Origin of the sequence: Yoonia sp., assembly GCF_030731595.1 — a bacterium.
Classification (GTDB): domain Bacteria; phylum Pseudomonadota; class Alphaproteobacteria; order Rhodobacterales; family Rhodobacteraceae; genus Yoonia.
On the sequence record NZ_JANQTS010000013.1, the window covers coordinates 13,224 to 38,108 of the forward strand.

Genomic DNA, 24,885 nt, shown 5'->3' on the forward strand with positions numbered 1-24,885 from the left:
GCGATCCTGTGCGCAAGGGGCAACCAGACCGTTGCGCCGGGCAATAGGCCGTCATAAGCTGCAGCCATGAGACTGATTTTGATCCTGCCTTTCGCCGCCCTCGCTGGCTGTAGCACACCTTCGCTGCAGGGTATTTTTGGCACGCCGGCCTTGCCCCCGATGAATGCACCTGCGCAAACGCTCAATCCGACCCCGCCACCGCCACCGCCAGTGACTGCGGTTACCGTTGAACAGTTTGACACCACAACACAGGAAGAGCGTGCGGCAGCGGCCGTCACCACTCAAACCCCCGGCGACCAGGAACTAGGGTCAACCATCGCGTCACTGGGCCCCCCGACCGAGCCGGGCATCTGGCTGAAAACGCCCCTGGTGACTGCGCTGACAGCAGGGCGTGTGACCTATCAGGGCAAGTCGATCAATATCGAATTGCGTCCATCGGGCGGCGCCCCGGGATCGGGCAGCCAGATCAGCCTTGCAGCAATGCGCCTGATCGAGGCCCCGCTCACGGGACTGCCCGAACTGACGGTCTTTGCCACAGGCTCTTAGGCGGACAGTTTGCGCCCCGCCTCTTTCACGGCAAAGGCTTTCATGTCAGCGGCATGAGCGTCCAAGAAAGTCTCTACCCGCTTTGGGTCGTGCTTGGACAATTCGCGCAGCCACCACGCAATGGCCTTTTGAATGAACCAGTCATGATCGGTGGTGTAACCGGCAGCCCAATGCAACACCCGCTCTCTGATCGCCAGATCGGCCGGTTTGGGATGGTTCTGCTTGGTCCAGGGCAGGGTCATGACAAGCGCCGCGCGGCGGGTCCACATATGCTCTGATGTGGTCCAGCCTTCCACCGCGTCCAGTCGGGCAGGATTGGCCACCAGCCGCTTTTGCCCTGCAATGCAGGCATGATCCGCCACGGCCCAGCCGTCAAAGTCGGGCACCCAAGAGGCGATCAATGCCCAAGCGCCGTCATCCTCTGGCCTGATCCGCGCCTGTGTCAGCAGTTTGGCCGCCGCAATCCGGCCTTCGTGTGTGTTGCCCTTCCAAAGCCCCTTGGCCAGGGCCAGCCGCCCTTCAAGATCATCGTCAGCGCGCCATGCTTTGACGTGATCGTCGATCACGGGGTTCGCGACGCCCAGATAGGGCCGGTCCACCTTGTGATAGCGGTGCATTTCCGCGGCCTTTGCCGGATCACCCAGCGCGCGCAGTTCGGCAATGGCTTTCTTGGGGGTCATCATTCGACAGTCACCGATTTGGCTAGGTTGCGGGGTTGGTCCACGTCGGTGCCTTTGGCGACCGCTGTGTGGTAGGCCAGCAATTGCGCGGGGATCGCATAGAGGATCGGGGCAAGAAACGGGTCAACCTCGGGCATGATGATCGTGTCCCAGACGCCTTCGCTCGCCTCTTGCGCACCTTTCTTGTCGGTAATCAACAGCACCTTGCCGCCGCGCGCCATGACCTCTTGCATGTTCGATACGGTCTTTTCGAACAGCGCATCACGCGGGGCCATGACGATGACCGGCACATGTTTGTCCACCAAGGCGATGGGCCCGTGCTTGAGTTCGCCAGACGCATAAGCTTCGGCATGTATATAGCTGATTTCTTTCAGTTTAAGAGCGCCTTCAAGGGCGAGCGGAAACATGGCGCCGCGCCCCAGAAACAGAATATCCCGCGCCTCGGCCAGCTTGCGGGATACCGCTTTGGTCTTCTTTTCAATGCCAAGCGCGTGGTTCAGCAAACCCGGCAAGCTGCGCAAGGCCGTCAGCTTTTCTGTCAGTTCCGCATCGCTGATCTTGCCGCGTACATGGGCCGCTTGCAGCGCCAGAATAGCAAGTGTCGTCAACTGACAGGTAAAGGCCTTGGTTGATGCCACGCCTATTTCGGTCCCTGCCAGAATAGGCAGCGGCAGATCGCTTTCGCGCGCGATGGAGCTTTCGGGCACATTGACGACAGAAACGATCTTGTCCGCCTTGCCCGCCATATAGCGCAGGGCGGCAAGTGTATCTGCGGTCTCGCCGGACTGGCTGACGAACAGCGCAACCGTGCCAGCGGTGACTGGCGGTTCACGATACCGGAATTCAGAGGCCACATCGACCTCGACAGGGATGCGCGCCAACTGCTCGAACCAGTATTTCGCCACCAGACAGGCATAGAACGCGGTGCCGCAGGCCACCATCGTCAGCCGCTCGACCGATGTGAAATCAAGGCCCGGTTCCGGAATGGTCACGCTTGTGCCTTCGGCGTTGATGTAATGGGCCAAAGCCCCTTGCAGCACGATCGGCTGCTCGGCGATTTCCTTGGCCATAAAGTGTTTATAGCCGCCCTTGTCCACCTGTGCCGTGTCGATCTGGAGCGTTCTGACCGCACGGTTGGCGATATTGCCGTGTGCATCGCGCACTTCGACCGAATTGCGAGTCACAACGGCCCAGTCGCCCTCTTCGAGATAGCTGATCCTGTTGGTCATAGGGGCCAAAGCAATCGCGTCAGAGCCCACGAACATCTCGCCCTCGCCGTACCCGATGGCCAGCGGCGAGCCTTTGCGCGCGGCGATCAGCAGGTCCTCTTCGCCGTCAAAGAGGAAACACAACGCATAAGCCCCTTCGAGCCGTGCAATGGTCTGTGCCGCCGCATCGCGCGGGCTAAGACCTTGGTTACGGTAGTAATCGGCCAAGAGCGCTACGGTTTCGGTGTCGGTGTCAGTCTCGAACCCGATGCCTTGATCCGCCAGAAAACTGCGCAACTCGCGGAAGTTTTCAATGATTCCGTTGTGCACGACGGCCACGCCACCTGCACGATGCGGGTGTGCGTTGCCGACATTCGGCGCGCCATGCGTGGCCCAGCGGGTGTGGCCGATACCCGATTTGCCCGCCAGCGGTTCATGCACCAGCAAGTCTGACAGGTTCACCAGCTTGCCAACAGCCCTGCGCCGGTCCAGCCGCAAATCGTTGATGGTGGCGATCCCCGCGCTGTCATAGCCGCGATATTCCAACCGCTTCAGCGCCTCGACCAGAATGGGGGCTGCTTCGTGATCGCCCAATACGCCGACAATACCACACATGGATCAGGACCTTTTTGCTTTGAGGGCGCGGAGTTTTTCAAAAAGGCGCACCGCAAATCCCGCCTTGTTTTCCTGCCGCCCGCGCGCGACTGCCAGATCTCCGGCAGGGACATCGCGGGTGATCACCGACCCGCTCGCGGTCATGGCTGCATCGCCAATGGTGACAGGGGCCACCAGCATGGTGTTGGACCCGATAAAGGTATCTTTGCCAATCACCGTCTGATGTTTGAACACGCCGTCATAGTTGCAGGTGATTGTACCCGCACCGATATTGCTGCGCGCCCCGATTTCCGCGTCACCGATATAGGACAGGTGATTGACCTTGGCCCCTTCGGCAATGATCGCATTCTTGATCTCGACAAAATTGCCGATCCGGACACCTTCGGCCAGTTCCGCGCCGGGGCGCAGCCGCGCATAGGGGCCAACGACCGCGTCACGCGACACATGGCAGCCTTCAAGGTGGGAAAAGGCACGGATCGTCGCGCCGGATTCGATCGTCACGCCGGGGCCGAACACCACATTGGGTTCGATGACCGTATCGCGCCCGATTACCGTGTCATGTGCGAAAAACACCGTCTCGGGTGCTGTCAGCGTCACGCCATCCTCTTGCGCCATCTGCCGGGCTTGGGCCTGAAAGAGCGCCTCGGCCTGCGCCAGTTCAGCCCGCGAGTTGATGCCCATGGTTTCGGCCTCTTCGCAGCGCACGACCGTTGCGGTCAGCCCGCGCGCACGGGCGATCCCGATGATGTCGGTGAGGTAGTATTCTTTGGCGGCGTTGTCGTCGCTGACTTCTGAAATCAGGTCGAAAAGCATTGTGGAATTGGCTGCAATAACTCCGCTATTACAGAGCCTTACAGCGCGTTCCTCGTCATTTGCGTCTTTGTATTCCACGATCCGGTCAAGCTGGTCGTCTTTCAGGATCAACCGCCCGTAGCGCCCGGGATCAGCGGCTTCGAACCCCAAGACAACGATGTCATGGGTCAACCGCGCGGCAGCCATCGCGGCCAGCGTTTCGGGGCGGATAAAAGGCGTGTCGCCGTAAAGCACCAGCGCATCGCCGTCAAAACCCGCCAAGGCAGGTTGCGCCTGAGCGACCGCATGCGCTGTGCCCAACTGTTCGGCCTGCAAAACGACCTGCGCGTCGGGGTCATAGGTCTGCACAGCCTTTTCGACTGCCGCCGCACCGTGGCCCGCGACCACAACCGTGCGGTCCGGGGCAAGGGCCGCGCCCGACTTCATCGCATGCACCAGCATCGGTGCGCCTGCAATTTCATGCAGCACCTTGGGCAGGTCGGAATTCATGCGCGTGCCCATGCCGGCGCCAAGGATGATGAATGCGATTGCCATGACTGCCTCGAATACTTTTGTTGGTCCGACTTCTACTGCCCTTTTTCATTATCACAAGGGCAGGGGCTTCACATCAGTTTACAGGGCGTTACAGAAGGAGTGGCAAAGCTGCTTGAAAGGCTACCCCATGCGCACAGTGATTTTCGACCTTGATGGCACGTTGGCCGACACCAGCGGCGATCTGATTGCAGCGGCGAATGCCTGTTTTCGGGGCTTGGGCCTTGGTGATCTGCTTGATCCTGCTGTGGATGCTGCAACCGCGCTGCGTGGCGGGCGCGCGATGCTGAACCTTGGCTTTTCGCGTGTTGAAGGGTTCGGGGCAGAGGATGTGGATGCCCAGTATCCCGTTTTGCTGAAAGCCTACGCTGAGGATATCGACACGCATACCGTGCTTTACCCCGGCGCTATGGAGGCGGTGGAGCGGCTGCGCATGGGCGGTTATGCGGTAGGCATTGCCACGAACAAACCCGAAGGCCTGGCCGAGATCCTGATGCAAAGCCTTGGGGTGCGCGATGTTTTTGGCTCGCTCATAGGGGCGGACACTTTGCCAGTGCGCAAACCCGACCCGGAACACCATTTCGAGGCCGTGCGCCGCGCGGGGGGTGATGTGACGCGCTCGCTCTTGGTGGGGGATACCGCCACAGACCGCGATACCTCGCGCAATGCGGGGGTGCCGTCGGTGCTGGTCACATTCGGTCCGGGGCGCGATGATGTGCTGGCGCTTGATCCCGAGGCGACGATTGACAGCTATGATGAACTCGACGCGGTTGTGGCGCGATTGATCGGTTAGACAGCCGCCGCGATTGGCCCTATCGTATCGCCAGATGTGGCCCTGTTGTCGGGGCCGATTGCCCTGCAAGGTGCTGACATGACAGACGTTTTCAAAGGCAGTTTCACCCAGCAAGAACCGATTCCCGCCGAAGGGATCGCGGCGGCCAATGCTGTGATGCAATCGGGCCGCCTGCACCGCTACAACACCAGCGGCGACGAGATCGCCGAGGCGGCCTTGCTCGAAGAGGAATTTGCAGCCTCTGTGGGGGCGAAATACTGCCTTGCTGTGGCCTCTGGCGGCTATGCGATGACCACGGCGCTGCGGGCCTGCGGTGTGACGCATGGCGACAAGGTGCTGACCAATGCCTTTACGCTGGCCCCTGTGCCGGGTGCGATTGCTGCCGTCGGTGGCGTGCCGGTCTTTGTGGGCGTCACCGAAGATCTGGTCATTGATCTGGATGATCTGGCCACGAAACTGGATCAGTCCAAGGTGCTGCTGCTCAGCCATATGCGCGGCCACATTTGCGATATGGAACGGCTGATGGCCCTGTGCGACGCCGCCGGTGTCACCGTGATCGAGGATTGCGCCCATACAATGGGTGCCGCTTGGAACGGCGTCCCAAGCGGGCGCTGGGGGCGGTTTGGCTGCTATTCCACCCAGACTTACAAGCATATCAATTCGGGCGAGGGCGGCTTTCTGATCTGCGACGGGGCCGAAGATATGGCGCGCGCGATCATGCTGTCGGGCAGCTATATGCTGTTCGAAAAACACCGCGCCGCGCCGCCGGTCGAGACCTTTGCCCAGATCAAGTATGAAACGCCCAATATCTCTGGCCGGATGGACAACCTGCGCGCCGCGATCCTGCGCCCGCAGTTGCGCAAACTCAAGCAACAGGGCGAGAAGTGGAACGCCCGCTACCGTGTTCTGGAAGCGGGGCTTGCGGATACCCCCGGCCTGCGCCTGATCGCGCGCCCGGCAAAGGAATATTTCGTGGCCTCTTCCTTTCAGTTCCTGCTGCTGGACTGGGATAAAGCGGCGGTCGCCGATGTGCTGGGCCGCTGTGCCGCGCGCGGCGTCGAACTCAAATGGTTCGGCGGGGCCGAGCCCAAAGGGTTCACCTCGCGCTATGACAGTTGGCGCTATGCGCCGTCTGCGCCGATGCCTGCGTCCGACAGGGTGTTGGCAGGCATCATCGACATGCGCCTGCCGTTGACCTTCTCTCTGGAGGACTGCGCGCTGATCGCAAGGATCATCAGGGCCGAGGTGTCAGCCGTCTATCAAGGGCAAGCCGCGGCCGAGTAGCAAAGCGAGGATAGAATGGCGAAATCTGATTTTGACTGGCATGCCGCAGCTTTGACCCCCGACACCATCGTGACCGAGAACTACCGGACCACGCAGAACATGCGCCGCTTTGTGCGTGCTTTTGTGCCCGGTTTCACCTTTTCACGCCCGTTCATGGCATGGATTCGTGAAAATACCGGCATCACGCTGGCCGATGTGGTGGCCGAGGCAAAGCGGCGCAGCGCGGAAAAATGACTCGACACCGCCTGCGGTGCGGTCCTATTAATGAACAAGCGTTCAATTAAAAGAAAGCGGTCTCATGTTTCATGCCTCAATGCGTTTTGATCTGGGTGAAGACGTGAACGCCCTGCGCGATATGGTGCATGCTTGGGCGCAGGAGAGGGTGAAGCCGCTCGCGGCAGAGATTGACCAGTCCAACGCTTTCCCCGCCGCACTCTGGCGCGAAATGGGCGATCTGGGCTTGCTGGGTGTCACCGTGGACGAAGTCTATGGCGGTGCGGGCATGTCCTATCTTGCCCATACGGTTGCGGTAGAGGAAATCGCGCGGGCCAGCGCCTCGGTCAGCCTGTCTTACGGGGCGCATTCCAACCTTTGCGTCAACCAGATCAAGCTGAACGGGACCGAAGCGCAAAAAGCGAAATACCTGCCGCGCCTGATTTCGGGTGAACACGTGGGTGCTTTGGCGATGTCAGAGGCGGGGGCGGGGTCCGATGTTGTTTCCATGACCCTGCGTGCCGAAAAGCGGAACGACCACTACCGTTTGACCGGCAACAAATACTGGATCACCAACGGGCCGGATGCCGATACGCTGGTGGTCTATGCCAAGACCGATCCAGCGGCAGGGTCCAAAGGGATCACCGCCTTTATCATCGAAAAAGAGATGGCAGGTTTCAGCACCTCGCCCCATTTCGACAAGCTGGGGATGCGCGGGTCCAATACGGCAGAGCTGATTTTTGACGATGTGGCGGTCCCATTCGAAAACGTATTGGGGCAAGAAGGCAAAGGCGTGCGCGTACTGATGTCGGGGCTGGATTACGAACGCGTTGTGCTGGCGGGCATCGGGCTGGGGATCATGGCCGCCTGTCTGGACGAGGTGATGCCCTATGTGAGCAACCGCAAACAATTCGGTGAACCCATCGGGAATTTCCAGCTGATGCAGGGCAAGCTGGCGGATATGTACACGGCGATGAATTCGGCGCGGGCCTATGTCTATGAGGTCGCGCGCGCCTGTGATCGGGGTACTGTCACCCGCCAAGATGCGGCGGCGTGCTGCCTATATGCCAGCGAAGAGGCAATGAAACAGGCGCATCAGGCCGTGCAGGCGATGGGCGGGGCGGGGTTCCTTGCCGACGCCCCTGTCGCGCGGCTGTTCCGCGATGCCAAGCTGATGGAGATCGGGGCGGGCACATCAGAAATCCGGCGTATGCTGATCGGGCGCGAAATGATGGGGGCGATGGGATGAGGGTGATAGCTGCGGTCTTCCTGCTTCCCTGCGTCGCCATGGCGCAGAGTTTTGACGCGCCTCCGGTCTTTTCGGTCGATGGTGTTGAGATTTCCGCGACCTTGACAGACGCTTGCGTCAACGCGCAGGTGGCGCTTGGTCCTTCGGCGCTTGTCACGGCCGGCGCGCGCGATTGCATTGGTTTGAGCGCTGACAGTGCCACAGCAGACGCGGTGTCAGGCGCCAAGGCGGAAGAGGCCTATTGGAAATGGCGGATCGCGCAGAATTATCTGGGGCTGGCCGCATGGGTCGCAGACAAGCCGCAATCTGAGCAGCTTGACGACTTGCGCGCGTCGGTCGCCAACCCGGCGGCGGCAACGGCCAATGTCGCGCTGGAATGCGCCTTGCGGGTGGGGCAACAGAATATGCCCCAGACAGCCACAGAAGAGACCGCCCGCTGTCAGATGCGCGAAACGGCCCTGATCGCACTAGAGCTTGAATTCACGGTCCGACAAGCCTGCGAAAATCCCGGTACGGGGGCATTCGCCGCATTCTGCGCGAAGGGCGGGCAATGATGCGCGCGCTTTGCCTGATACTTACCGTTCTTGCCGGTCCTGTATTCGCGCAGGATAATTGGCTCTATGCGCCGATGGTGGATTCCTGTGCTGCACGCGGCATGGAGGATGGCGGGCCGGAAAGCTGCATCGGGGACGCCGCCAGCGCCTGTATGTCTGGCGAAACGGACGGCGAAACAACGGTCGGCATGATGTTTTGCCAACTGGGTGAACGGGACGCATGGGACGTTCTTCTGAACGCAGAATACGCGCTTGCCCGCGATTTTGCGCGTTCGCTTGATGCGCAGGATTTGGCCCTGTTCCCCGAATATGCCATCCGCGCCGACCAACTGCTTGCCGCCCAACGCGCGTGGATCGCCTTTCGCGATGCCAATTGCGCGATGGAATACGGCCTGTGGGGTGCGGGCTCCATGCGCCAGATTGCCGGCGCAGACTGCCATTTGCGCATGACCGCCGAACGCAGCTTGGCGCTGCGCGACTACCGGACCGGTTTGCAATGAGGCGGGCCTATTTTTTTCTGCCTCTTGCGGGTTTGATCGGCTTTGCCGCCTACCTTGGCCTGCAAGCGGGTCAAGTCCCGACCGAGACCGAGATCATCAACCGCTATGCCGCGGCCTATCTGGCGATAGCACCAGAGGGGGCCAGCCCGACCGATTGCGCGGCGGTCACACATCCTGATGTCAGGGTCCGCATGGTGATCAATTGCGCCCATCCCAGCGGGCTGACCACGACCTATTTCGTCGGCCCACGCGGCGAAGCCTTACCTGAGCCACAAGGGCCAAGCGCATGAAATACATTGCATTTTTCACAGCCTTATGCCTTTCAAATGTGCCTGCCACCGCGCAGGACCTCGTCTATCACGCTGACCCGACGATTGACTGTCTGGCCGATGCAACCGACCCGGCGATGCGCCACGCCTGTATCGGGGCGGCCGCCAACCTGTGCATGGTCGACAACCCCGGCGGGTTCAGTACGCCCGGTATGGGTGGCTGTCTGGATTATGAGCGCGCGTGGTGGGATGCGCGCCTCAACGACGTTTATGGCCAGCTTCTGGTGCAGCACGCCGAACGGCCTGCGGTGTTGGACAAAATGCGGGCCATGCAACGGACCTGGATCAGTTATCGCGATGCCCGTTGCGACTTTGAGTTCGTGCAATGGGAGGGCGGAACGGGTCAGGGGCCAGCCCTGTTGGCCTGCCTGATGACCGCCACCGCCGCGCAAACACTGGTACTCGAGGACCAGCTACGATGAGCGACCGCGCCAAACACGAAGAAGCACTTGCCGAAGTCGCCGCAGCGGCGGCATGGGCCGCTGCGGGCGGCGGCGAAAAATCACGCGCCCGCCATCTGTCGCGTGGCAAGATGCTGCCGCGCGACCGCGTGGCGAACCTGCTTGATCCCGGTAGCCCGTTTTTAGAGATCGGTGCGACCGCCGCGCATGGGCTTTATGACGGTGCTGCCCCTTGCGCAGGCGTGATTGCCGGTGTGGGTCATGTGCAAGGCCATCAGGTGATGGTGATCTGCAATGACGCCACGGTGAAGGGTGGCACATACTATCCGATGACCGTCAAGAAACACCTGCGCGCGCAGGAAATCGCGGAAAACTGCCATCTGCCCTGCATCTATCTGGTCGATAGCGGCGGGGCCAACCTGCCCAATCAGGACGAGGTGTTCCCTGATCGCGACCACTTTGGGCGCATCTTTTACAATCAGGCGCAGATGTCCGCCAAAGGTATTCCACAGATCGCCGTTGTGATGGGGTCCTGCACGGCGGGCGGGGCCTATGTGCCCGCGATGGCGGATGTGTCGATCATCGTGAAGGATCAAGGCACGATCTTTCTGGCGGGGCCACCCTTGGTCAAAGCCGCGACCGGCGAGATCGTGAGCGCCGAGGCGCTGGGCGGTGGTGACGTTCATACGCGCCTGTCGGGTGTGGCCGATTATCTGGCAGAGGATGACGCCCACGCCTTGGCACTGGCGCGGCAGGCGGTGGCCTCTTGTGCGTTGGATAAATCTATATCTGTCAACCGCTTGTCGTCTGAACCTCCCGCATTTGATCCTGCCACCATCTTTGATGTGATCCCTGCCGATCTGCGCACGCCCTATGATATCCGCGACGTGATCCGGCGCATCGTGGACGCATCCCGCTTTGACGAATTCAAGGCGCGGTTTGGCGAAACGCTGGTCTGCGGCTTTGCCCATATCGACGGCTGGCCTTGCGGTATTGTGGCCAACAACGGGGTGCTGTTTTCGGAAAGCGCGCAGAAGGGCGCGCATTTTGTGGAACTGTGCAGCCAGCGCAAGATCCCGTTGGTGTTCTTGCAGAATATCACCGGTTTCATGGTGGGCCAGAAATACGAAAACGAAGGCATCGCGCGGCACGGGGCCAAGATGGTGACTGCGGTGGCCACAACCAAGGTTCCCAAGATCACGATGGTCGTGGGCGGATCGTTTGGCGCGGGGAATTATGGCATGGCAGGAAGGGCTTACAGCCCACAGTTCATGTGGTCATGGCCGACGTCACGGATATCTGTGATGGGTGGCGAACAGGCCGCAGGGGTGCTTGCGACCGTGAAACGGGACGCGATTGAACGGGCTGGTGGCAGTTGGTCTGCCGAAGAAGAAGCCGCCTTCAAACAGCCCACCATCGAGATGTTCGCAGAACAATCGCACCCGCTTTATGCCAGTGCCCGTCTATGGGATGACGGGATCATCGACCCGCGCAACAGTCGCGAAGTGCTGGCGCTGTCGCTCGCGGCAGCCTGCAACGCGCCGATAGAGGAGACACGCTTTGGCGTGTTTCGGATGTGAGCGGGATGTTCACTAAAATCCTCGTTGCCAATCGCGGTGAGATCGCCTGCCGCGTGATCCGCACCGCCCGCGCGATGGGTGTGCGGACGGTGGCGGTCTATTCCGATGCCGATGCGCAGGCGCTGCATGTGCGGCAGGCGGACGAGGCGGTGCGCTTGGGTCCTGCACCCGTGGCTGACAGCTATCTGCGCGGTGATTTGATTATTCAGGCAGCTTTGGACACGGGCGCAGAGGCCATTCATCCCGGCTATGGGTTTCTGTCCGAGAACCCCGATTTTGTAGAGGCTGTTGTGGCTGCCGGCCTTGTGTTCATTGGTCCTTCGGCCGACGCGATCCGCGCGATGGGGCTGAAGGATGCTGCCAAGGCGCTGATGGTCCAGTCGGGCGTGCCCGTTGTGCCGGGGTATCACGGGGCTAATCAGGACCCTGCCTTTTTGGCGGGGGAAGCCGATGCGATTGGCTATCCGGTGTTGATCAAGGCTGTCGCGGGTGGCGGCGGTAAAGGTATGCGGTTGGTCGCGCGCGCTGTGGATTTTGGCGAGAATCTGGCCTCGGCACAGGCCGAAGCGCGCACCGCTTTCGGCAACCCCGCTGTCCTGATCGAGAAATATATCCAGAGCCCGCGCCACATCGAGGTGCAGGTCTTTGGCGATGGCGTGGACGCGGTGCATCTGTTCGAGCGGGATTGTTCCCTGCAGCGCCGCCATCAGAAGGTGATCGAAGAAGCACCGGCCCCCGGCATGACCGAAGCGCTGCGCAAAGCGATGGGCGACGCGGCGGTCAAAGCGGCCAAGGCGATCGGTTACGCGGGCGCGGGCACGGTGGAGTTTATCGTGGATGGCGCGGGCGCACTGCGCCCTGACGGGTTCTGGTTCATGGAGATGAACACGCGGTTGCAGGTCGAGCATCCGGTGACCGAGGCGATCACCGGAGTCGATCTGGTGGCATGGCAGTTGCGTGTGGCGGCGGGCGAGGCGTTGCCAGTGAAGCAGGCGGATCTGGAAATCAAGGGCCATGCTTTCGAGGCACGGCTTTATGCCGAAGACGTCCCTGCGGGGTTTCTGCCTGCGACGGGGGTGCTTGACCATCTGGCCTTTCCCGCGGGCGTTCGCATCGACAGCGGGGTGGTCGCGGGTGATGAAATCTCGCCCTGGTATGACCCGATGATCGCGAAAATCACGGTGCATGGGCCGGATCGGGCAACGGCTTTGCGGTCGCTGCAGGCGGCTTTGGATGCCACCGAAGTGGCGGGCACGGTCACGAATATCGGGTTCCTGCGGCGGTTGTCGCGCGATGGCGGTTTTGTGGCGGCACAGGTTGATACAGGCTTGATTGCGCGAGAGGCAAAGCTGCTCTGTGCTGCCGTGCAGCCCGGTGTGAAAGAACTGGCGATTGCAGCGGTGACGGCTGCCGCCGTGCCGCAGGGGGGAATGGCCGGGTTCACGCTGTGGCAACCCTTGGTGCGGGATATCGTGCTGGGTCATGGCGATAAGACCGTGACGGCACGGTTGTCATTTCAAAGCGCCAACGGCTGCACCGTGATGATCGGTGATGCGGCGGTCGCATTGACCAGACAGGGTGCGACCTGGGGACTGCCCGCCATCGTGCATCGCGGGCATGTGACGGTCTTTGGCCCTGAAACGCTGACGTTCAATATCATTGATCCGCTGGACCGGCAGGGCAGCGTGGTCGCGGGGGACACAGTGCTGGCCCCGATGCCGGGGCTGGTGCGTGACGTCGCGGTGGTGACCGGTCAAAGCGTTGGCGCGGGCGACCGGCTGGCTGTGCTGGAGGCGATGAAGATGGAACATGTCCTGCGCGCACCACGTGCAGGTGTTGTGTCCCGCGTCGCGGTGTCAGCCGGCGATCAGGTCACCGCCGGATTTGAGATGATTGCATTGGAGGCCCTCGCATGATCCGTTTGCACCACGCACACCAGACCCGTTCCATGCGCAGCCTTTGGCTGTTGCATGAACTGGGGCTCGATTTTGAACTGGTCATCCGTCCTTTGGACAAAACCCTGCGCCAAGAACCTTACCGGTCATTGAACCCCACAGGGCGCGTCCCCACCCTTGAAATCGACGGGCATGTCCTGACCGAAAGCGGGGCGATTGCGGAGTATCTTTGCGAACGCTTCCCGCAGGCGGGCTTGGGTCGAGACCCAGGTCACGTTGAACGCGCCGCTTGGCTGAACTGGATCCATTTCGCCGAGACGATCAGCCAGCATAGTGCCGCTTTGACCCAACAGCATATCGTGATCTACGCGGATCACATGCGCTCGGCTGTCGTTATGCAGCTTGAGGCGAAACGGCTGGCGAAAACGCTGGCAACGGTCGAGGAGGCGCTGCAGGGCGATTATCTCTTGTCTGATTTTTCAGCAGCCGACATCGGCGTGGGGCAGGCGGTTTACATGGCCCAGCACTTCGTCCGGCTGGACCCGTTTCCCAAGTTGCGCATCTGGTTTGACCGGATCACGGCGCGGGATGCATTTGCCAAGTCGGTCCCCGAGGCGCCCGCGCTTTATGCCAAGCCGTTCTATCCGCCGTGGGAGGTTCTGCCTTGATCAGCAGGCGTCATAGGGGCGCTGCCCCCGCGCGTGCCGCGCTCCCCCGAGGTATTTGGGAACAAAAGAAGAGCGGGGCCTGATGGCGGAGTTTGTACGTCTTCATGAGGTGGGCCCGCGTGATGGGTTGCAAAACGAACCGCGCGCGATCCCGGTTGCGCAGAAGGTGGCGTTGATTGATCTGCTGGCCACTTCGGGTTTACGCGATATCGAGGTGGGCAGTTTTGTCAGCCCCAAGTGGGTGCCGCAGATGGCCGATACCGATCGCGTGATGGCTGCGCTCGCGCCTGCGCCGGATGTGCGTTTTGCCGTGCTGGTGCCCAATATGACTGGCTGGGAGGCGTTTTTGGCGGCGCGGGTGCCGGGGGTGCATTATGAGATTGCAGTCTTTATCTCTGCCTCGGAGGGGTTTTCGCAGAACAATCTGAATTGTTCGATTGCCCAATCAGTTGCCCGGCTCGCCCCTGTTGTCGAGGCGGCAAGGGCTGAAGACCTGCGCCTGCGCGGCTATATCTCTTGCGTGACGGATTGCCCGTTTGATGGCCCCACGTTGCCAGAACGGGTCGCTGATGCTGCGGCGCTTTTGCGCGCGATCGCGCCGATGCCGCTGTCCTTGGGCGATACGATCGGTAAGGGGACGCCACAGCGGGTTGCCGCGATGCTGGAGGCGGTGATGCAGGTCGTGCCTGTTTCCGATCTGGCAGGGCATTTTCATGATACAGGCGGGCAGGCCTTGGCCAATATCGATGTCGCTCTGGATCTGGGTCTGCGCGCCTTTGACAGTGCAGTGGGCGGTTTGGGCGGTTGTCCCTATGCCCCCGGCGCACCGGGCAATGTCGCCACCGAGGCTGTTCTGGAGTTACTGGACCGGCGTGGATTCGACACGGGGATAGATGCGACTGTCATTGCCAAGGCGGCGCAAATGGCACGGGGGATGCGATGATTGATCTGCAGGTAGATGCGCGCGGGGTTGCCACATTGGCTTTGGCTCGCCCTGAAAAGCACAATGCCCTGTCGCAAGCCTTGATTGATGCACTGAAAGCGGCCGCCACCGAGATTGCAGCCGACGATGCGGTGCGGGTGGTCGTTTTGACCGCGCAGGGGCGCTCTTTCTGCGCCGGAGGGGATCTGGGCTGGATGCGCACGCAGATGGCGGGTGATCGGGCGATGCGACGTGCGGCGGCGCAGTCCTTGGCTGGGATGCTGGGCGCGTTGAACACCTTGCCAAAGCCCTTGATCGGGCGCGTTCAGGGCAATGCCTTTGGCGGAGGCGTTGGTCTGGCCTGTGTATGCGATGTCGTGATTGCAGCCGATCACGCGCAATTCGGCCTGACCGAGACCAGGCTGGGGCTGATCCCGGCCACGATTGGTCCTTATGTCCTAGCCCGCATGGGTGAGGCCTTTGCCCGCCGTGTCTTTATGTCGGGGCGTGTTTTTGATGCGGCCGAGGCAGCGCGCCTGGGGGTCATCGCCAAGGCGGTTCCTGCCGATCAGCTGGATGCGGCGATCGCATCCGAGGTCGCGCCTTATCTGGGCTGTGCGCCTGGCGCTGTGGCCGCGGCCAAGGCTTTGGCGCGCAGTTTGGGGCCCGTCATCGACGAAAAGGTCGTGGCGCGTTCGGTCGATGCCTTGGTCGCACAATGGGACAGTGCAGAGGCCAAAGAAGGCATTTCTGCCTTTTTTGACAAGAGAAAGCCGCGCTGGGGCACCGAATTGTAAGCGTATTGTCAGATTCCTGTCTCACTTCTGACCCATTTCATGTGGCACTTTCGGACTCAGACAAGGAGTCCCAGATGCACTTTGATTGGCCAACCGCAGAACAAATGATCTACCGCATTATCCGGTTGCGCCGCTTGATCGTGCTGGCCGTTCTTGTGCCTGTGCTTGTGATGCTGGGCCTGTCTGCGCTGAACCCTGCGGTTCTTTCACCGCAAAGTGCTACAATTGCCAGTTTGGCGGTGGCCGCACTTGTTGTGGGTCATGTGGTGATCTTTCCCAATGTGACGCTCGAGACGATCAGCCTGTCCTTGTCGGTGACATTGCTGGTGGTGGCGATGCCTGTGATCAAGGCCGTTGCTCAATGGGCGCCGGCAGAGCATGTTTCTGCGGCGCTTGTGATCTTGGTGGCCTTTGCTGTTGCTGCGACAGGGGTGCTGATTGCGATCTTGCAAATTCTTCTGGGAGCACTGGTCTATGCCGGCCCTGCGGTGCGGCTGCGCCTGAGGACCCAGCTTGATGTTGCGTGCTCTCCCGCTGTGGCACGGCGTCAATGTGCTTTGCAGCCCCAGACGCGCCGTGGCCGTGTCTTGGCGGGCGAGGCTGACGAAAACGGCTTTTTCGATGTGGCGGTTGCGTCACCCCATACAAGTGACCCCGAAAACCCCGACCAGCCGTTGATCGTGAAGGTTGATGCCAAGGTTCTGGCATCGACGCCCGAGCGCCATGATGTGATGATCGTCATGCGCAACGGGACCGTGACGGTCACCTCACTGATATTCACTGCAACCGCCCAAGGCTGCCGGATCGCGGTGTCCGACCTGCCCGGTGATTTTACCCTTGGTATGCATGCCATGTTCTGGCTGACAGACCAGCAGGCCGACAATCTGACCGAGATGTCAGACGTGATCTCGGGGCATGAGGCGCGCGCCAATGGCTTGGCGCATGGCGTGTCATTGCTATCCGTGGCGGCTGCTGTCTTGTCGCCAAACTATCCGCTGATCGACCGGGTCGATTAATTCCTTCAAATTGATGTTCTGCGACACTGCGCTTGGTTGACCCTTTGGGGGCACAACGATATGCATCGGCTAGCCAACTTTCAGCGCGCCTTTTGGTGTGCCGAGCCGAAAGGAACACCCCTTGCAGGAAATGCTTGCCGAATATCTGCCGATCATGATTTTTCTGGGCCTCGCTATTGCGCTGGGCCTGATCCTGATTGTGGCCGCAGCGATTGTCGCCGTCCGCAACCCTGATCCTGAAAAAGTCTCTGCCTACGAGTGCGGATTCAACGCCTTTGACGATGCCCGCATGAAGTTTGACGTGCGGTTCTATCTGGTTGCGATTCTGTTCATTATCTTTGACCTCGAAGTCGCCTTCCTTTTCCCCTGGGCGGTCGCGTTTCAGGATATCAGCATGGTGGGCTTTTGGTCGATGATGGTTTTTCTGGGCGTGCTGACGATCGGCTTTGCCTATGAATGGAAGAAGGGGGCGCTCGAATGGGAGTGATGACCGGAACCGCAGTGGGCGCTGACAAGGAACACGGCGCGCAGCTGATCAATTCGGAATTGCAGGACAAGGGTTTCCTTGTGACCTCGACCGCGGACATCATCAACTGGGCGCGCACAGGGTCCCTGCATTGGATGACCTTCGGTCTGGCCTGCTGTGCGGTCGAGATGATGCATACCTCAATGCCGCGTTATGATCTGGAACGGTTCGGCACGGCCCCGCGCGCGTCCCCGCGCCAGTCCGACCTGATGATCGTGGCCGGCACGCTGACCAACAAGATGGCCCCCGCGCTGCGCAAGGTCTACGACCAGATGCCAGAGCCGCGTTATGTGATTTCGATGGGGTCCTGTGCGAATGGCGGTGGCTATTATCACTACAGCTATTCAGTCGTGCGAGGCTGTGACCGCATCGTGCCGGTCGATATCTACGTGCCCGGCTGTCCGCCAACGGCAGAAGCGCTGCTTTATGGTATCCTTCAGCTCCAGCGCAAGATGCGCCGGACCGGGACAATCGTGCGCTAAGACGCGCGTGTGAAAGGAAATACGATGACCGAAGCCCTGCAAGAACTTGGGACCCATCTGGAACTCAAGCGCACCGATTGCGTTTTGTCTTGGGACGTGGCCCATGATGAGCTGACGGTCACAGTCGCCCCGTCATCGCTGGTCAGTTTTGTTGAATTTCTCAAGAACGATGCAAGCTGCAAGTTTTCGTCGCTGGTCGACATCACGGCGGTTGACTACCCGACCCGCGCCAGACGGTTTGATGTGATTTACCACTTCCTGAGCATGTATCAGAACCATCGCATCCGCCTGCGGGTCCAGATCCGCGAAGAGGACATGGTGCCCTCGATCATCTCGGTGCATCCTTCGGCCAACTGGTTTGAACGGGAGGTGTTCGATATGTTCGGTATCCTCTTTACCGGCCACCCCGACCTGCGCCGCATCCTGACCGACTACGGTTTCCGCGGCCATCCGCTGCGCAAGGATTTTCCGACAACGGGCTATACCGAAGTCCGCTATGACGAAGTGCAAAAGCGCGTGGTCTACGAACCCGTAAGCCTTGTGCAGGAGTACCGCCAGTTCGACTTTATGTCGCCATGGGAGGGGGCAGAATACATCCTGCCCGGTGACGAAAAGAAGAAAGAAGAGAAAGCGGGCTGATGCCTGATCCAACCCTTCTTTACTGTGTCGGAGCAACCAAGGCGGGGACGTCTTGGCTTTACCGCTATCTGCATGACCACCCCGAATGCGGGATGCCTGCGGTCAAAGAGGCGCATTACTGGGATACTTTCGAGGCACAGGCGCTTGAAAAGCAGTTGGTCGCCTACCGCGTCCGCCTGCGCGAGATGCGCGCCCAAAAGCATGATGCCGCAGAGGCTGGGCGTGGCTGGCAGGTTGACAATCTCAACCGCCGGATCGCGCAGATGAAAGCGCTGCTTGCGGCCCTTGAAGGGGACCGTTCGGATGATGCGGCCTATCTGGGGTGGCTGATGGACGGGCGGGCAGACAGCCGCGTGGTCGCTGATATCACGCCAAATTATGCGACCCTTCCGGACGAGATACTGACCCGTATGCTGAATGTGTCGCCCACGACAAAGTTCATCTACCTGATCCGTGATCCGCTGGACCGGCTCTGGTCTCATATCCGGATGCAGGCCCGCAGGCAGCGGCAGGAACACGAAGTCTATGAAAAGAAATCGAATAATATCCTGTATCGGATTCTTAACCGGGGCCAAGAGACCCACATCCTTGAGCGCGGCGATTATCCCAAGATCATCCGCAAACTGCGGCGCGTGATCCCTGAAGGCAGGTTGCTGGTGCAATTCGCCGAGGATCTGTTTACACAGGAAGGTGCGGCGAAACTCTGTGCGTTTCTGGGTATCACTCCTGTCATCGCCAATGTGAAACTGCCCGCCAATGAAGGGCCAGAGGTCGTGATGCTGGACAAGTTACGCCCGCGCGCGTTGGGCTTATTGAACGAACACTATGAATGGGCGGCCCGGAATATCGGCCCCCTGCCACAGCGGTGGCAAGACAATCGAGCGAGGGCTTAAGCCATGATGGACGGCGATATCCGTGTGAACACTTATGACGATGGATCGACTGACGCTGCAACCGGCGAACAGCGGATCCGCAATTTCAACATCAACTTTGGCCCGCAACACCCTGCGGCCCACGGCGTGTTGCGTCTTGTCCTGGAACTGGACGGCGAGATTGTAGAGCGTTGCGACCCGCATATCGGCCTGCTGCACCGTGGCACCGAAAAGCTGATGGAGTCGCGGACCTATCTACAAAACCTGCCGTATTTCGACCGCCTGGACTATGTGGCCCCGATGAATCAGGAACATGCCTGGTGTCTGGCCATCGAAAAGCTGACCAAGACCGAGGTACCGCGCCGTGCGTCACTGATCCGCGTCCTCTATTCCGAGATTGGCCGCATCCTTAGCCACCTGCTGAACGTGACCACCCAAGCGATGGACGTGGGCGCGCTGACCCCGCCGCTTTGGGGCTTTGAAGAGCGCGAAAAGCTGATGATTTTCTATGAACGGGCCTGTGGCGCGCGGCTTCACGCCGCCTATTTCCGCCCCGGCGGTGTCCATCAGGACCTGCCGGACCAACTGGTCGAGGATATCGACGCTTGGGCCGAGGCTTTCCCCAAGGTGCTAGACGATATCGACGGTCTGCTGACCGAGAACCGGATTTTCAAGCAGCGCAACGCAGATATCGGTGTCGTGACCGAAGACGACATTCAGGAATGGGGGTTTTCGGGCGTCATGGTGCGTGGTTCCGGCCTTGCATGGGATTTGCGCCGCGCGCAGCCATACGAATGCTATGATGAATTCGAGTTCCAGATCCCTGTCGGCAAGAACGGCGATTGCTATGACCGTTACCTGTGCCGCATGGAGGAAATGCGTCAATCCACATCCATCATCCGCCAAGCCTGCGAAAAGCTGCGCCACGAAAAGGGTGATGTGATGGCGCGTGGCAAGATGACACCGCCGACACGCGGCGAGATGAAGACCTCGATGGAGGCGCTGATCCACCACTTCAAACTTTACACCGAAGGGTTCCATGTGCCTGCGGGCGAGGTTTACGCCGCTGTCGAGGCCCCCAAGGGCGAGTTCGGCGTTTATCTGGTCGCCGACGGCACAAATCAGCCGTATCGCGCCAAGATCCGCGCGCCGGGCTATCTTCACCTGCAAGCGATGGACTATATCTGCAAGGGCCACCAGTTGGCCGATGTGAGTGCGATTATCGGGACGATGGACGTCGTGTTTGGCGAAATCGACAGATGACCCTTGGCGATATCTTACTGGGACTGTTGGTCGCGAGCGGGTTTTTTGTCTCTGCCGGCGTTTCGCGATTTTTCCGCCGGTCAATGGCGGGGGTGATCATCGGTGGTGTCTGCGGAATAGCGGTATCGGTGTTGATCATGGTCTACGGGCTGACGGATGTGTTTGGAACGGTGCCTGAAGTGGCCAACAACTAGCCATCGGCGCCTCATGGAAGGTAACTTGAGATGATCCGCAGATTGACCGTTCTTTCATTCGTGGCCGCTTCGGCCTGCGCGATGCCGATCCCCGATTTCAGACCAGCCCCAAGGCCCGCTCCCGCACCTGTCGCGGCACCCATCGTTATCCCGCAGTCCGCGACCGAACGCTTTATCGGGGCCGCACAGGCGGCTGGCTGCGAAGTGAATAGCCTGAACTCTGAACAAATCATGGCCGATGCGATCTTGTCTCGCGAGGACCTTGGCCGGATCATGACCGAACTTCGGGCTGACGGGCGCGGGCAAATTGTCCCCGGCGGAAACGCCTTTCGGGTGACAACGGGCATTTGCGCATGATGACAATTGGCTTGCCCGGATCGACCCTTGTGTTAGGGGGTATGTTGAACCTTGGTGGGGACCTCCTGCCGTTTTCTTTGCGCTGATGCTGCGCGCTTGATGTTGACCGGAATGATCTAATGCTACGCCGCCTCTACCACGACCAACCCGCAACCTTCGCCTTTACGCCTGAAAACCAGAAATGGGCCGAGGCGCAGATAAAGAAATTCCCCGAAGGCCGTCAGGCCTCGGCGATCATCCCGATCCTGTGGCGCGCCCAAGAGCAAGAAGGCTGGTTGACCCGCCCGGCGATTGAACATGTGGCGACCATGCTGGACATGGCCTTTATCCGTGCTTTCGAAGTCGCGTCCTTCTATTTCATGTTCCAGTTGCAGCCGGTTGGCGCGGTGGCCCATATTCAGGTTTGCGGTACGCTGTCCTGCATGATCTGCGGCGCAGAGGACCTGATCGGTGTCTGCAAGGACAAGATCGCCGACAAACCGCACGCCCTGTCCGCGGATGGCAAGTTTTCTTGGGAAGAGGTCGAATGCTTGGGCTCTTGCGCCAACGCGCCGATGGCCCAGATCGGCAAGGACTATTACGAAGACCTGACCGCCGAGCGCCTGGGAGAGATTATCGACGAATTGGCCGCAGGTCGCGTGCCAACCCCCGGCCCGCAGAACGGGCGCTTTGCAGCAGAGCCGCTCAAGGGCCTGACAACCTTGCGCGGCTATGACAGTGGCAAGACACAGTATAACGCCAGCGCGCAATTGGCGGTGGATATCGGCGATACCGTCAAGCGGATCGACGGGACCGAGGTTCCGCTTCTGACCCCTTGGATCAAAGACGGCACAGCCCCCAAGAGCGCAACGGGCAAAGCATCTAAAGCCGCCGAACCCAAGCCCGCAGCAAAGAAACCTGTCGACAAGACAGGTATCACCAAACAGCAGGCCGCAGCAGAATCCAAGGCCAAGCCCGAGGGCAAGTCCAATCCGCAGATACAGGCTGAAAAGAAGCCGAAAACGATGGCGGCCCCGCGCAAGTCCGGCGCCGACGATCTCAAGCTGATCTCTGGCGTTGGTCCCAAGCTGGAAGGCGTGCTGAACGCGTTGGGCTTCTGGCACTTTGATCAGATCGCAAAGTGGACCGAAGACGAAATTGCATGGGTGGATAGCCGTTTGAAATTCAAAGGGCGGATTCAGCGTGATGACTGGATCGCGCAGGCTGCCGCACTTTCCAAGGCCAAGTGATCGCCCAGAGATTGGGCATTACCTGCGTTAAGACAGCTAAATCGCAGTATTTCTTTACGCAAAGGCCGACTTTCGGTTAGACCTGTCACAGGGCGCGCGAATGGGTCGATTTGACGCATGGGGGGTGCCAAATCTGCACGGCCGGAAATCGGTCACCTGAGGGAGAATACACACGATGAAAGATACTGCACCAATCAGCCAAGGCATCATCGCCGTTGCCGCCCTGTTTGCGATTATCGCAGCAGGCGTTGCCTTCGTTCTTTATGACTTCTCGGTCTTCGCATCGGCCTGCATCGGCGGCGTTGTTGGTGCGATTGGGGCCATCGTGCTGGCCTTGGGCTGGCGCGAGCCGGCGGCTGGTCCATCGAAGGTTGCGGCACCTGCGGCCAAGGCAGCACCCGCACCGGCCCCTGCGCCAAAAGCAGCCCCCGCTCCGGCAGCAGCACCTGCACCCGCTCCGGCACCTGCGGCAGCCGCAGCTTCCGATGGCACGCCCGAATTTCTGAGTGCGGCCCGCGAAGGCGGCCCTGATGACCTCAAGCAGATCAAGGGCGTGGGCCCCAAGCTGGAAAAAACCTTGCACGGTATGGGCATCTTCCACTTTGACCAGATCGCAAGCTGGGGCCCGAAAGAGCAGGCTTGGATGGACGACAACCTTGAAGGCTTCAAAGGGCGTGCGACCCGTGATGACTGGGTCCCACAAGCCAAAACGCTGGCGGCCGGAGGATCTACGGAATTCTCCAAGAAGGTCGACAAGGGCGGCGTTTACTAGGCCATTGCAAACACCATGACCCAACACGGAAACACCAAACAAAGCCGGGCAGGACAACGCGTCGCGTTGATCGTGGCCGGTACTGGTGGTTTCTGGGTCATGGCGAACTTGCTTGGTGCGGAATATGGCTGGTCCAATCGGACGCAGGCGCTTTTTGACCTTGCAGCGCTCGCCGGTTTCGGGTTTGCCCTGTGGCAGACATATCAACTCTGGCGCGCGCGCCAAGACGACAGGGGCGATCAGTAATGCTCAAAGATGAAGACCGGATTTTCACGAACCTTTACGGGATGCACGACCGCACGCTGAAAGGCGCGCAGGCGCGGGGCCATTGGGATGGCACCGCTGGCATCATCAAAAAGGGCCGCGACTGGATCATCAACGAAATGAAAGCCTCTGGCTTGCGCGGCCGGGGCGGGGCGGGTTTCCCGACGGGCCTGAAGTGGTCGTTCATGCCCAAGGAAAGCGACGGACGTCCGGCCTATCTGGTTGTGAATGCCGACGAATCCGAACCGGGTACCTGCAAAGACCGCGAGATCATGCGCCATGATCCGCATACGCTGGTCGAGGGCTGCCTGATTGCCAGCTTCGCAATGAACGCAAACGCCTGCTATATCTACATCCGTGGCGAGTACATTCGCGAAAAAGAAGCCCTGCAAGCGGCAATCGACGAATGTTACGCCGCAGGTCTGGTCGGCAAGAACGCGGCAAAGTCCGGCTGGGATTTTGACATTTACCTGACCCACGGGGCAGGGGCTTATATCTGCGGCGAAGAGACCGCACTGCTGGAAAGCCTTGAAGGCAAAAAGGGTATGCCGCGCATGAAGCCGCCATTCCCTGCCGGTGCCGGTCTTTATGGCTGCCCGACCACGGTGAACAATGTGGAATCGATCGCTGTCGTCCCGACGATCCTGCGCCGTGGTGGTGGCTGGTTTGCCGGCATGGGCCGTCCGAACAACGCGGGCACCAAGCTTTTTGCGATCTCGGGTCATGTGAACAACCCCTGCGTCGTCGAAGAAGAGATGTCGATCCCGTTCGAGGAACTGATCGAAAAGCACTGCGGCGGTATTCGCGGTGGCTGGGACAACCTCAAGGCGGTGATCCCCGGCGGGTCTTCGGTGCCTTGCGTGCGCGGCGAAAACATGCGCGACGCGATCATGGACTTTGACGCGCTGAAGGAAAAGGGATCAAGCCTTGGCACGGCGGCTGTGATCGTCATGGATAACTCCACTGACATGATCAAGGCGATCTGGCGGCTGTCGAAATTCTACAAGCACGAAAGCTGTGGCCAATGTACGCCGTGCCGCGAAGGGACTGGCTGGATGATGCGCGTCATGGCGCGTCTGGTCGAAGGCAATGCGTCGGTGGAAGAGATCGACATGCTGCTGGACGTGACCAAACAGGTCGAGGGTCATACGATTTGCGCATTGGGTGATGCGGCCGCTTGGCCGATACAGGGCTTGATCAAGAACTTCCGGGACGAGATCGAGGACCGGATCAAACACAAACGTCTTGCAGGGATGGCAGCAGAATGATGAAACGTGGATTGATGTTTGGCGCGGCTTTGACACTGGCCGCTTGTGCGACAGGTGGGGCACGGTCTTTTGATGATCCCGCAGTCCAGAAACTCTTCACCATGTCGACGCCGATGTATTACGCCAATCTTAGCTTGGCCAATTCAGTGGCGCAGAATTGCGCCCGCTATTCCTATGACGCGGCGCTTGATGCGGAATTGAACGAGGCGCGCAACGAAGTGGGGCGCGGCTCACTCTCTGCCAACGCTTTGCGCAACGCGATCGAGCTTGAAACAGACGTCAGCGAGCGGAGCTTTATGGCAAAGCATGACGTAGAGCTGACAGGGACCGATCTTTGCGCGGCTGGCGATGCAGAAGTGCTTGAGGGCTCTGCGATCAGCGCAATGCTGATTCCGGCTTAAACGCTTCCGTATGGCGTTTCGCAC

General features: G+C 60.3%; 30 protein-coding genes. 27 read left to right on the forward strand and 3 right to left on the reverse strand.

The annotated features are described in order from the left end of the window. Positions 1 to 66 precede the first annotated feature (66 nt). Positions 67 to 546: a D-galactarate dehydratase gene (locus tag NWQ23_RS01275; protein ID WP_306164419.1), complete on the forward strand. Its 480-nt coding sequence runs from the start codon at positions 67 to 69 to the stop codon at positions 544 to 546. Here NWQ23_RS01275 and NWQ23_RS01280 read toward each other — a convergent pair. Genes NWQ23_RS01280 through glmU form a run of 3 tightly spaced genes read right to left on the reverse strand, consistent with a single transcriptional unit; the run spans position 543 to position 4,396 of the window. Next, positions 543 to 1,226 carry a DNA alkylation repair protein gene (locus NWQ23_RS01280; protein WP_306164420.1) on the reverse strand — a complete coding sequence of 228 codons (684 nt, stop codon included), beginning with the start codon at positions 1,224 to 1,226 and terminating at the stop codon, positions 543 to 545. The two genes, NWQ23_RS01275 and NWQ23_RS01280, sit on opposite strands and share 4 nt — an antisense overlap. Next, positions 1,226 to 3,049, reverse strand: coding sequence for a glutamine--fructose-6-phosphate transaminase (isomerizing) (gene glmS, locus NWQ23_RS01285; protein ID WP_306164421.1), 1,824 nt, complete (start codon positions 3,047 to 3,049; stop codon positions 1,226 to 1,228). Before glmS ends, NWQ23_RS01280 begins: the two co-directional genes overlap by 1 nt. Before the next feature lie 3 nt (positions 3,050 to 3,052). Then, a complete protein-coding gene (gene glmU, locus NWQ23_RS01290) occupies positions 3,053 to 4,396 on the reverse strand; it encodes a bifunctional UDP-N-acetylglucosamine diphosphorylase/glucosamine-1-phosphate N-acetyltransferase GlmU (protein WP_306164422.1) in 1,344 nt (447 codons plus the stop codon). A gap of 127 nt (positions 4,397 to 4,523) precedes the next feature. Here glmU and NWQ23_RS01295 point away from each other — a divergent pair, with 127 nt between their 5' ends. From NWQ23_RS01295 to NWQ23_RS01420, 26 genes are all read left to right on the forward strand, one after another. Then, the gene (locus tag NWQ23_RS01295) at positions 4,524 to 5,186 is read left to right on the forward strand and encodes an HAD-IA family hydrolase (protein ID WP_306164423.1); all 663 of its coding nucleotides are present in this window, start codon (positions 4,524 to 4,526) and stop codon (positions 5,184 to 5,186) included. Positions 5,187 to 5,264: 78 nt separating this feature from the next. Then, the gene (locus NWQ23_RS01300) at positions 5,265 to 6,470 is read left to right on the forward strand and encodes a DegT/DnrJ/EryC1/StrS aminotransferase family protein (protein ID WP_306164424.1); all 1,206 of its coding nucleotides are present in this window, start codon (positions 5,265 to 5,267) and stop codon (positions 6,468 to 6,470) included. A 15-nt stretch (positions 6,471 to 6,485) separates the two neighbouring features. Continuing rightward, complete coding sequence (locus NWQ23_RS01305) at positions 6,486 to 6,704, forward strand: DUF6434 domain-containing protein (RefSeq protein ID WP_306164425.1); 219 nt, start codon at positions 6,486 to 6,488, stop codon at positions 6,702 to 6,704. Positions 6,705 to 6,768: 64 nt separating this feature from the next. After that, on the forward strand, positions 6,769 to 7,932 hold the full coding sequence (locus NWQ23_RS01310; RefSeq protein WP_306164426.1) for an isovaleryl-CoA dehydrogenase: 1,164 nt from the start codon (positions 6,769 to 6,771) through the stop codon (positions 7,930 to 7,932). After that, positions 7,929 to 8,486: a hypothetical protein gene (locus NWQ23_RS01315; protein ID WP_306164427.1), complete on the forward strand. Its 558-nt coding sequence runs from the start codon at positions 7,929 to 7,931 to the stop codon at positions 8,484 to 8,486. Before NWQ23_RS01310 ends, NWQ23_RS01315 begins: the two co-directional genes overlap by 4 nt. After that, entirely contained in the window at positions 8,486 to 8,986 is a 501-nt protein-coding gene (locus tag NWQ23_RS01320) for a lysozyme inhibitor LprI family protein (RefSeq protein WP_306164428.1), read from the forward strand. The genes NWQ23_RS01315 and NWQ23_RS01320 overlap by 1 nt, the downstream gene beginning before the upstream one ends. Then, positions 8,983 to 9,276: a hypothetical protein gene (locus tag NWQ23_RS01325; protein WP_306164429.1), complete on the forward strand. Its 294-nt coding sequence runs from the start codon at positions 8,983 to 8,985 to the stop codon at positions 9,274 to 9,276. Before NWQ23_RS01320 ends, NWQ23_RS01325 begins: the two co-directional genes overlap by 4 nt. Then, entirely contained in the window at positions 9,273 to 9,737 is a 465-nt protein-coding gene (locus NWQ23_RS01330) for a lysozyme inhibitor LprI family protein (RefSeq protein ID WP_306164430.1), read from the forward strand. Before NWQ23_RS01325 ends, NWQ23_RS01330 begins: the two co-directional genes overlap by 4 nt. After that, on the forward strand, positions 9,734 to 11,296 hold the full coding sequence (locus NWQ23_RS01335) for a carboxyl transferase domain-containing protein (RefSeq protein WP_306164431.1): 1,563 nt from the start codon (positions 9,734 to 9,736) through the stop codon (positions 11,294 to 11,296). Before NWQ23_RS01330 ends, NWQ23_RS01335 begins: the two co-directional genes overlap by 4 nt. Before the next feature lie 5 nt (positions 11,297 to 11,301). Beyond that, complete coding sequence (locus NWQ23_RS01340) at positions 11,302 to 13,212, forward strand: acetyl/propionyl/methylcrotonyl-CoA carboxylase subunit alpha (protein WP_306164432.1); 1,911 nt, start codon at positions 11,302 to 11,304, stop codon at positions 13,210 to 13,212. Next, positions 13,209 to 13,859, forward strand: coding sequence for a glutathione S-transferase family protein (locus NWQ23_RS01345; RefSeq protein ID WP_306164433.1), 651 nt, complete (start codon positions 13,209 to 13,211; stop codon positions 13,857 to 13,859). Before NWQ23_RS01340 ends, NWQ23_RS01345 begins: the two co-directional genes overlap by 4 nt. Positions 13,860 to 13,941: 82 nt before the next feature. Continuing rightward, on the forward strand, positions 13,942 to 14,802 hold the full coding sequence (locus tag NWQ23_RS01350; RefSeq protein ID WP_306164434.1) for a hydroxymethylglutaryl-CoA lyase: 861 nt from the start codon (positions 13,942 to 13,944) through the stop codon (positions 14,800 to 14,802). Further along, on the forward strand, positions 14,799 to 15,578 hold the full coding sequence (locus tag NWQ23_RS01355) for a crotonase/enoyl-CoA hydratase family protein (RefSeq protein WP_306164435.1): 780 nt from the start codon (positions 14,799 to 14,801) through the stop codon (positions 15,576 to 15,578). Before NWQ23_RS01350 ends, NWQ23_RS01355 begins: the two co-directional genes overlap by 4 nt. Positions 15,579 to 15,652: 74 nt before the next feature. After that, entirely contained in the window at positions 15,653 to 16,594 is a 942-nt protein-coding gene (locus NWQ23_RS01360) for a hypothetical protein (RefSeq protein WP_306164436.1), read from the forward strand. A gap of 121 nt (positions 16,595 to 16,715) precedes the next feature. Continuing rightward, positions 16,716 to 17,081 (forward strand): NADH-quinone oxidoreductase subunit A, encoded by a 366-nt coding sequence (locus NWQ23_RS01365; protein WP_306164437.1) that lies wholly within the window; start codon positions 16,716 to 16,718, stop codon positions 17,079 to 17,081. Further along, positions 17,072 to 17,602, forward strand: coding sequence for an NADH-quinone oxidoreductase subunit B family protein (locus NWQ23_RS01370; RefSeq protein WP_055293137.1), 531 nt, complete (start codon positions 17,072 to 17,074; stop codon positions 17,600 to 17,602). The genes NWQ23_RS01365 and NWQ23_RS01370 overlap by 10 nt, the downstream gene beginning before the upstream one ends. Positions 17,603 to 17,626: 24 nt before the next feature. Further along, the gene (locus tag NWQ23_RS01375) at positions 17,627 to 18,241 is read left to right on the forward strand and encodes an NADH-quinone oxidoreductase subunit C (RefSeq protein WP_306164438.1); all 615 of its coding nucleotides are present in this window, start codon (positions 17,627 to 17,629) and stop codon (positions 18,239 to 18,241) included. Continuing rightward, positions 18,241 to 19,134, forward strand: a complete 894-nt coding sequence (locus NWQ23_RS01380; RefSeq protein WP_306164439.1) for a sulfotransferase — start codon at positions 18,241 to 18,243, stop codon at positions 19,132 to 19,134. The genes NWQ23_RS01375 and NWQ23_RS01380 overlap by 1 nt, the downstream gene beginning before the upstream one ends. A 3-nt stretch (positions 19,135 to 19,137) precedes the next feature. Continuing rightward, entirely contained in the window at positions 19,138 to 20,376 is a 1,239-nt protein-coding gene (locus NWQ23_RS01385) for an NADH-quinone oxidoreductase subunit D (protein WP_306164440.1), read from the forward strand. Next, a complete protein-coding gene (locus tag NWQ23_RS01390) occupies positions 20,373 to 20,570 on the forward strand; it encodes a hypothetical protein (RefSeq protein WP_306164441.1) in 198 nt (65 codons plus the stop codon). Before NWQ23_RS01385 ends, NWQ23_RS01390 begins: the two co-directional genes overlap by 4 nt. Before the next feature lie 30 nt (positions 20,571 to 20,600). Continuing rightward, a complete protein-coding gene (locus NWQ23_RS01395) occupies positions 20,601 to 20,927 on the forward strand; it encodes a hypothetical protein (protein ID WP_306164442.1) in 327 nt (108 codons plus the stop codon). Positions 20,928 to 21,046: 119 nt separating this feature from the next. Continuing rightward, positions 21,047 to 22,156, forward strand: a complete 1,110-nt coding sequence (locus tag NWQ23_RS01400) for an NADH-quinone oxidoreductase subunit E (RefSeq protein ID WP_306164443.1) — start codon at positions 21,047 to 21,049, stop codon at positions 22,154 to 22,156. 175 nt (positions 22,157 to 22,331) lie between these two features. Then, positions 22,332 to 22,928 (forward strand): NADH:ubiquinone oxidoreductase, encoded by a 597-nt coding sequence (locus NWQ23_RS01405; RefSeq protein ID WP_306164444.1) that lies wholly within the window; start codon positions 22,332 to 22,334, stop codon positions 22,926 to 22,928. 15 nt (positions 22,929 to 22,943) lie between these two features. Further along, positions 22,944 to 23,174 carry a DUF5337 domain-containing protein gene (locus NWQ23_RS01410; protein ID WP_306164445.1) on the forward strand — a complete coding sequence of 77 codons (231 nt, stop codon included), beginning with the start codon at positions 22,944 to 22,946 and terminating at the stop codon, positions 23,172 to 23,174. Continuing rightward, positions 23,174 to 24,460: an NADH-quinone oxidoreductase subunit NuoF gene (nuoF, locus tag NWQ23_RS01415; RefSeq protein ID WP_306164446.1), complete on the forward strand. Its 1,287-nt coding sequence runs from the start codon at positions 23,174 to 23,176 to the stop codon at positions 24,458 to 24,460. Before NWQ23_RS01410 ends, nuoF begins: the two co-directional genes overlap by 1 nt. Further along, complete coding sequence (locus NWQ23_RS01420) at positions 24,460 to 24,861, forward strand: hypothetical protein (RefSeq protein ID WP_306164447.1); 402 nt, start codon at positions 24,460 to 24,462, stop codon at positions 24,859 to 24,861. Before nuoF ends, NWQ23_RS01420 begins: the two co-directional genes overlap by 1 nt. The last annotated feature ends 24 nt before the right edge of the window (positions 24,862 to 24,885 follow it).